The 466-nt window shown below is 61.6% G+C and carries 1 protein-coding gene; it reads right to left on the minus strand.

The window, feature by feature from the left end:
• Positions 1 to 29 precede the first annotated feature (29 nt).
• Positions 30 to 466, minus strand: a 437-nt coding sequence (locus AX703_RS07330; protein WP_156451952.1) for a Tn3 family transposase, incomplete at its 5' end; no start/stop codon positions are given.

The following is a 466-nucleotide window of genomic DNA, read 5'->3' on the forward strand; positions in this document are numbered from 1 at the left end:
AGGGGGCGTTTGCGGGAGGGGGCGGAATCCTACGCTAAGGATTTGGGCCAGCGATATTCCCCGGTTAGATTGATGTGTTCCCATCCCAACGGCGAGACGTGGGCGAGTAGATCAGGCGCGATATGGGTACCGCTGGCGGCCCGGGTATTGACGACCTCGCCGAGCTTCATGGTGTTCCAGAATATGATGATGGCGGCGAGCAGGTTCATTCCGGCGATGCGATAGTGCTGGCCTTCGCCGGATCGATCCCGGATTTCACCTCGGCGGTGGAAGCTGATGGCGCGCTTTAGGGCGTGGTGGGCCTCACCCTTGTTGAGGCCGATCTGAGCCTGGCGCTGGAGGCCGGCATCAAGAATCCAGTCGATCATGAACAGGGTTCGCTCGATGCGGCCCACCTCTCGCAATGCGAGGGCCAGCTCATTCTGGCGCGGGTAAGAGGCGAGCTTGCGAAGAATCTGGCTGGGGG

The organism is Novosphingobium sp. CCH12-A3 (assembly GCF_001556015.1).
Lineage (GTDB): Bacteria > Pseudomonadota > Alphaproteobacteria > Sphingomonadales > Sphingomonadaceae > Novosphingobium > Novosphingobium subterraneum.